The organism is Kribbella sp. NPDC104740, from assembly GCF_055583505.1.
This window is the reverse complement of the sequence record NZ_JBVJNV010000009.1, coordinates 119,171-126,262: the sequence shown is the minus strand read 5'-3', so window position 1 is coordinate 126,262 and position 7,092 is coordinate 119,171. Positions and strand designations below refer to the sequence as shown.

6 protein-coding genes are annotated in these 7,092 nt (G+C 71.2%); 3 read left to right on the top strand and 3 right to left on the bottom strand.

Annotation, left to right across the window (positions count from 1 at the left end):
- Positions 1 to 35: 35 nt before the first annotated feature.
- The 3 genes from ACZ6Z4_RS34645 to ACZ6Z4_RS34635 all read left to right on the top strand — a co-directional run bounded on the left by ACZ6Z4_RS34645 (position 36) and on the right by ACZ6Z4_RS34635 (position 3,054).
- Positions 36 to 1,226, top strand: coding sequence for an RNA polymerase sigma factor (locus ACZ6Z4_RS34645; protein ID WP_465575405.1), 1,191 nt, complete (start codon positions 36 to 38; stop codon positions 1,224 to 1,226).
- An 80-nt stretch (positions 1,227 to 1,306) separates the two neighbouring features.
- Positions 1,307 to 1,834, top strand: a complete 528-nt coding sequence (locus ACZ6Z4_RS34640) for an ArsR/SmtB family transcription factor (protein WP_465574788.1) — start codon at positions 1,307 to 1,309, stop codon at positions 1,832 to 1,834.
- Entirely contained in the window at positions 1,831 to 3,054 is a 1,224-nt protein-coding gene (locus tag ACZ6Z4_RS34635; protein WP_465574785.1) for an MFS transporter, read from the top strand. The genes ACZ6Z4_RS34640 and ACZ6Z4_RS34635 overlap by 4 nt, the downstream gene beginning before the upstream one ends.
- Before the next feature lie 152 nt (positions 3,055 to 3,206).
- Here the strand turns inward: ACZ6Z4_RS34635 and ACZ6Z4_RS34630 are convergent, their stop codons facing one another.
- The 3 genes from ACZ6Z4_RS34630 to ACZ6Z4_RS34620 form a co-directional block, all read right to left on the bottom strand.
- Positions 3,207 to 3,893: a DUF4129 domain-containing protein gene (locus ACZ6Z4_RS34630; RefSeq protein WP_465574782.1), complete on the bottom strand. Its 687-nt coding sequence runs from the start codon at positions 3,891 to 3,893 to the stop codon at positions 3,207 to 3,209.
- A 542-nt stretch (positions 3,894 to 4,435) separates the two neighbouring features.
- A complete protein-coding gene (locus ACZ6Z4_RS34625; protein WP_465574779.1) occupies positions 4,436 to 5,173 on the bottom strand; it encodes an SDR family NAD(P)-dependent oxidoreductase in 738 nt (245 codons plus the stop codon).
- A gap of 346 nt (positions 5,174 to 5,519) precedes the next feature.
- On the bottom strand, positions 5,520 to 7,058 hold the full coding sequence (locus ACZ6Z4_RS34620; RefSeq protein ID WP_465574776.1) for an MFS transporter: 1,539 nt from the start codon (positions 7,056 to 7,058) through the stop codon (positions 5,520 to 5,522).
- Between the last annotated feature and the right edge of the window lie 34 nt (positions 7,059 to 7,092).

The window sequence follows — 7,092 nt, the reverse complement described above, 5'->3', positions numbered from 1 at the left end:
CACCGGCGGAGCCAGCCGTCGGCGCGGGAGCACCGATCGAGGACCTCCTCCGGCAGCTTGCGCCGCGGGTGCTTGGGGCTCTCGTTCGGCGGTATGGGCACTTCGACACCGCGGAGGACGCTGTGCAGGAGGCCTTGCTCGCGGCGGCGAGGCAGTGGCCAGTGGAAGGGCTGCCGGACAACCCGCGAGGCTGGCTGGTGACCGTGGCTTCGCGGCGGCTTACCGATTTGTTGCGGGCCGAGCAGGCTCGGGTGCGGCGGGAGCAGCAGGTTGCGCAGTGGACGAGTGTGCCGCAGGAGCCGGTGGCTGATTCTGATGACACGTTGATTCTGCTGTTTCTTTGTTGTCATCCATCGCTTTCGGCGTCGTCTCAGATCGCGCTGACGCTTCGCGCAGTTGGCGGTCTGACCACGAGTGAGATCGCGCGGGCGTTTCTGACGACCGAGGCGACGATGACTCGGCGGATCACTCGGGCCAAGCAGACGGTGAAGGCGAGTGGGGCGCGGTTTTCGTTGCCGCCTGATCATGTTGATCGGCTCGGTGCTGTGCTGAAGGTCGTCTACCTGATCTTCAACGAGGGGTACGCCAGTACGTCGGGCGCGCAGTTGCATCGGGTCGAGTTGGCTGCGGAGGCGATCCGGCTGGCTCGGATGTTGCACGAGTTGCTGCCGGACGATCCGGAGGTCGTCGGGCTGCTCGCGTTGATGCTGCTCACCGACGCGCGGAGGCCGGCGCGGACCAGCGCGTCGGGTGAGCTGATCCCGATGGACGAGCAGGATCGCGGGCTCTGGATCCGGTCGGCGATCGACGAAGGGATCGCGCTGATCAGCGCGGCGCTCCCGCGCGGTCCGCTCGGGCCGTATCAGCTCCAGGCCGCGATCGCCGCCGTTCACGACGAGGCGCCGACTGCCGCTGACACCGATTGGCCGCAGATCGCTGCCCTGTACGGCGTACTGCTGCAGCTCACCGACAACCCGATGACTGCGCTTAACCACGTCGTCGCCGTCGCGATGGCCCAGGGCCCCGAGGTCGGTCTCAAGCTGCTTGCCACGATCGACACCGACGCCAGGCTCACCGCCGACCATCGCCTGTACGCCGTCCGCGGGCACCTGCTGGAGATGTCCGGCAACCCGACGGCCGCGCGAGCGGCGTACGAACGGGCGGCTGAGCTCGCCACGAGCCTTCCGCAGCAGCGCTACCTGAACAAGAAGCTCGCCGGTCTCTGACCCCCAAAGAACTGTTTGACAGTCGAAGGAGAGGCGAGGCATCCTTCCCCCCAAGACTTGTTGGGGAGTGAGGACGCGCGATGACGGACGACGACATCAAGGAGCTGCGCGCCGGGGCGCACCCGGTACGGCTGCGGATCATGTCGCTGCTGACCGGCACAGCGATGAGCGCCGCAGAGGTGGCCCGCGAGCTCGACCTCACCCACGCCAACGCGTCGTATCACCTGCGGTTGCTGCTCGAGTCCGGCGCGATCGTCGAGGCCGGCGAGGAACGCATCCGCGGCGGGGTCGCGAAGCGCTATCGCTATCCGCACGAGCACCGCGGTGAGCGCCGCAAGCACGGCGTCACCCAGAGCCGGGTCGCCGAGCTGCGCGCTCTCGCCCGTGAGGTCGAGCGCCGCCTGCGCTTCCGCAAACGGGCCGGACGCAACCACTTCAGCGACATCGAGGCCTGGGTCACGCCGGAGGTCTCCGACCAGGTCCGCGCGCTGCTGATGGAGGCGTCGGCACTGATCCACGACAGCAACCAGCCACCCCGTACGCCGGGCACAGTGCACGTCAGCGCCACCTCGTGGATCTTCGAGATGACCCGGAGGACCAAGTCGTGAAAGGCGCCCTCGCCCCGCTCCGCGAGTCGAACTTCCGCTACTACTGGCTGGCCCGCCTGATCGACCGCGCCGGTACGACGATGGCCGGCGTGGCGCTCGCGTTCGCGGTGCTGGAGGTCAGCAGCTCGGCCTCCGCCCTCGGGACAGTGCTGGCCGCGCAGAGCATCCCGCTGGTCGTCTTCCTGCTCGCGGGCGGCGTACTGGCCGACCGGTTCGGTCGAACCGTGGTGATCCAGGTGACGAACGTCGCTTCCGGTCTCAGCCAGCTCGCGATCGCAGTGCTGGTGATCACTGGCACCGCGGAGATCTGGCACCTCGCGGTGCTCTCAGCAATCAGCGGGACGGTCACCGCCGCCCGGATGCCGGCGCTGGCCGGAGTCCTCCCCCAGCTGGTCCCCCGCGACCAGCTCAAGCCGGCGAACCTGGCTGTCGCCGTACCCGAGAACGCGTTGATGGTGCTCGGGCCAGCGGTCAGCGGCCTGCTCGTGGTGGCTGCCGGGCCCGGGTGGGCGCTTGCGGTCGACGGTACGACGTACCTGATCGCTGCACTCGTCCTGACCCGCGTTCGCATCCCGCGTCCGGTGGAGGGTCGGCAGCGCAAGGGTGTCGCCGCCGATCTGCGCGAGGGCTGGACATACGTCCGCTCGACCCAGTGGTTGTGGGTGGTGGTCGCGGCGTTCTTCCTGCTGAACGCGATTGTCAGCGGCGCGTTCGCCACGCTGGGCCCGGTGCTTGCGACGCGCACCGACCTCGGCGAGGCCGGGTGGGGGCTGATCCGCTCGACGCAAGCGGTCGGCTTCCTGGTCTGCTCGCTGATACTGATCCGGCTGACCCTGCGCCGGCCGCTGCTGTGGGGCATGATCGCGATCGCCGTCCAGGGCGCGCCGATGCTGGTCCTCGGCTTCCAGCCGCTGCTGGTCACCGCGATGATCGCGGCGTTCGCCGCCGGGGTCGGCAGCCAGATCTTCGGCCTCGGCTGGGACTTGGCGATGCAGGAGCACGTGCCGGACGAGATGCTGTCGCGCGCGTACTCCTACGACATGCTCGGCTCGGTGGCGGCGATCCCGATCGGTCAGCTGGCGTTCGGGCCGCTCGGGTTGGTGTTCGGCATCCAGCCGGTGATGATCGTCGCCGGTACGGCGTACGTCGTGGTCGCGCTCCTGCCGCTGCTGTCCCGGTCGGTCCGCGAGCTGCCGCGCGCGACGACGGTCAGCGTCTGAGCCCACGCGGAGGGAGGCGGGGGTCAGCGGCTGAGCCCTGCGCAGAGGCAGGCAGCGTCGAAGTCCTGCGCGAGCAGCTGGAGTTCCACGGTGTGGTCGACCATGAGATCGAGCTGAGCGTCGCCGACCTGCTGGAGCGGCCGGTCGTGGGGTCAGCGTCTGAGCCCCGCGCGGAGGCGGGTGAGGGCTTCCTGGGCTCGGCTGCGGGTGCCCTCGTCGATGCCGTGTTCGGAGAAGCGGGCCTCGCGGTACAGGGACGCGAGGAGGTGCAGGTCGGCCGGTGGGACGTCGCGAGCGCCCAGGACCCGGACGGTGAACTCCGACGAGGTCTCGGCCGGGGTGCGTGGGATGCCCGCCTGGGCGGCGTACGACTCCAAGGCGGCCCAGCAGCGGATCACGGCGTCGGTGGGCGCGGCCGAGCTGATCGCCTGGAGGCCGGCGTCGAGGGCGGCTTCCAGCTCCTCGTCGCGGATCGCTGCGACCCGGCTGAAGTGGGCGTCACGCTCGGCTCTGGTCCGCTGCTGGGCGCGGTCGGTCACCTTCAGGAAGACCACGCGGGCGATCACCAGCAGCGTCACAGCCAGTACGACGCTCAGCAGGCCTGTCACCAGCCAGTCCCACCAGCCTGGCGTGGGAGTGGGGACCGACTCCGGGCGCTTCGGTGGCGTCGGCGTACCGCGCGGGGTCCGGAGCGGCGCCGGCGGACCGTCTTGGTTCTGCCAGGGCCGGACGCTTCCGGCCGCGGCCGCGATCACGATCAGTACGCCGGCGGCGAGCCCGCCGAGGGTCAGCCACAGTCCACGTGTACGCCGCAAGTCGTCCCCCGTCCCCAGGGGCACCAGTGTGAGGGGACGGTGGGGCCAAGTCGGCCCGCCGGCCCGTCGGTCGAGTCACCGAGGTCGCACGGTAGCCCGAGTCGCCCGAGCCTGCTTGGAATCGCAGGAGTCCCCCTGCGTCGCCGGAGTCTGCATGGAGCCGTCGGCGTCGCCGGAGTCCCGGGAGTCGCCCGAGTCGGCCCGGGACCGCCCGAGCCGCCGGACTCTGCCCGGCAGCGCAGCAGCCGGCACCGCGGTCGGGACCTGCCAACCGCCCCTGAGCGACCGCCTCCGGGGTCTGCAGGACCACGCCGATGCGCCGTCCGCCGCCTGAGCGCCGGTACGCCGCCAGACCTGCGCCGGTCGACTCCGGCTCAGTGCCGACGAGCACCGCCGCCCTGAGCGCCGGTGCGCCGGTACGGGCGGGGAGCGGTGGGTGGCGGGGCCGAGTGCTGGCCGCTCGGCGGGGTGGCCGGCTGTGGCGGGAGGTTCCAGCCGGAGTTGCTCGGCTGACCGCCGGCCGGCGGCTGGTCGCCGCCTGCGCGCCTGCGCCGGAAGGCTCCGGCTCAGTTGTCGAACAGCATCGCCGTAGTACCGGCATCCACGAACAGCTCGACGCCCGTGATCGACCGGGCCTCGGGTGACAGCAGGAAGGCGACCGCGTTGCCGATGTCGATTGCCTCGACCGCGGTCGGGAGCATCTGGTGGTCGGCGACGAAGTCGGCGAGCAGGTGCTCGCGGCCTCGGGCCTCGACCGCGCCGGGGTGGACGATGTTGCAGCGGATGTTGTGGCGGCCGTGGTCGCGGGCGATGCCGCGTGTCAGGGCGGCCAGGGCAGCCTTTGTCGCGGCGTACAGGGTGAAGGTCTCGGCAGCGCCGGCGGCGTGGACAGAGCCGATGTTGACGATGCCGCCGCCGCCGTTGTCGAGCAGGACCGGTACGACCTCGCGGATGCAGGTCCAGGCGCCGCGGTAGTTGATCGCGTTCAGCCGGTCGAACTCCTCCGGCGTTGCCTCCGTGCCGAGCTTGCGCAGCCCGATGCCCGCGCTGTTGACCCAGGCATCGATCCGCCCGTACGCCGCCACGGTCGCCGCCACGACCTCCCGGACCGAGTCGGCGTCGGTGACGTCCAAGCGCATCGCCACCGCGGTCGCGCCGCCCGCCTGCAGCTCCTCGACGACCAGTTCCGCCGCGGCGAGATCCTGGTCGGCGACTACCACGGTCCAGTCCTTGGCAGCCAGCGCTCGGCAGATCCCGCTGCCGATCCGTACCCCGCCGCCGCCCGTCACGACACACACCCGCATCCCTGCGCACCCGCTTTCATCGATTGCCGTTCGCGATGGCGACGACGTCCTCACCGCGCTCCTCGAGCACGGCGTCCGGGTCGTCGCCCGGACACCCGGGCCGCTGACGGCCCGGCCAGGCCGACCGCGCTCAGCCGACACCCGAAGGTCCGGCCAGGTCGTCCGCACTCAGCCCACACCCGAAGGTCCGGCCAGGTCGTCCGCACTCAGCCGAACCCCGAAGCCCCGGCCAGGCCGTCCGCACTCACCCGACCCCGAAGGCCCAGCCACACCAACCGCACTCACCCGACCCCGAAGGCCCGACCACACCGACCACACCGACCTCGCCGACCGCCCGAAATCGCGCTCATTCCATCAGACCTCCTCCCCACCCACCCACCCGCCCCGCCCGCGCAATCACGAAGACGAACAGCCCAACCATCACCCCAGCCCCGACCCACATCGCCTGCTGCCACCCCTCCACGAACGACTCCTGCGCGGCTCGGATCACCGTGTCCGAACCGCCCGCGACAGCGTTCGCCACTCCCTGACGCGCAGCCGCCGCGACGTCCCCCGGTACGCCGTCCAGCCGCGGATCGATCGCGGCCCGGTACCCCGCGGACAGCACGGCGCCGAGCAGCGCGACCCCGAGCGCGGTGCCGAACTCGCGGGTCACGTCGTTGAGCGCCGAGGCGACACCTTGCCGCTCGCGCGGCAGCGAGCTCGTGATCGCCTCGGTCGACGGCGTCATCGACAGCCCCATCCCGAGTCCCATCGCGAGCATGCCGGGCAGCACGGACAGATAGCCGCGATCGGCGGACACCAGGCCCGCCATCAGGGCCAGGCCACCGGCGCCGAGCAGGACGCCGGTCGCCATCGTCGCCCGGTTCCCGATCCGCGTCGCCAGCCGCGGCGCGGCCGCGGAGGCGACCATCATCAGCAGCGCCATCGGCATCATCGCCAGCGTCGCGCTCAGCGCGGACCAGCCGAGCACGGCCTGCAGGAACGGGAAGAACACGACCAGGATCCCGGCCTGCACCCCGAACACCACGAGCAGCGTCACCGACCCACCGGCCAGCCCACGTTGCCCGAACAGCCGGACGTCGAGCAGCGGCGCGGCCTGCCGCAGCTCCCACAGCACGAAACCGACCGCGGCGACGAGACCACCGGCGAGCGCGGCCAGCGTCAACGGTTCGGTCCACCCGTGCACCGGACCTTCGTGCAGCACGTAGATCAGCCCGACCACCGCGACGACCGACGTGAGCGAGCCGACGACGTCGAAGCGGTGGGCGGCGTACTCACGGGAGTTGGGTACCGCCCGTACGACGAGCGCCGCCGAGACCAGGACGAGCGCGATCGGCAGGACGAACAGCCAGCGCCAGGTGGCGACGTCGACCAGCAGCGCCGACAGGTACATCCCGACGATTCCGCCACCGCCGGCCACCGCGGTCCAGACCCCGATGCCCTTGGAGCGCTCGGCCTCGGGGAAGGTCGAGGTGATCACCGCGAGCGTGACCGGCATGATCATCGCGGCGCCCACTCCGGACAGCAGCCGGGAGGCGAGCATCAGTTCCGCCGTACCGGCCAGTCCGGCGGCGACGTTCGAGGCGCCGAAGACGGCCAGGCCGGCCAGCAGCACGGGTTTGCGCCCCCACCGGTCCCCGAGCGCGCCGAGCGGGAGCAGCAGCGCGGCGAGGCTGATCGTGTAGAGGTTGATGAACCACAGCACCTCGGTCTGGGAGGCGCCGAACTCGACGGCGAGCTGCGGCTGGGCCACGTTCAGGCCGGTCACCGAGGCGACGACGGCCATCAGCGCGACACAGACCGCGATCAGCACCGTACGGCGCTGGGCCGGGTCGTCGACGGTCGGGCCGGCGTCGACGGCGGGCGGGAGGTGGGTACTCACGGAGGTCCTTTCAGCGAACGGCTGGTACCTCCCG

What these genes read in the sequence shown, in the direction of transcription:
- ACZ6Z4_RS34640 (WP_465574788.1), top strand. Translation starts at nt 1,307, where the DNA reads ATGACGGACGACGACATCAAGGAGCTGCGCGCCGGGGCGCACCCGGTA.
- ACZ6Z4_RS34625 (WP_465574779.1), bottom strand. Translation starts at nt 5,173, where the DNA reads ATGCGGGTGTGTGTCGTGACGGGCGGCGGCGGGGTACGGATCGGCAGC.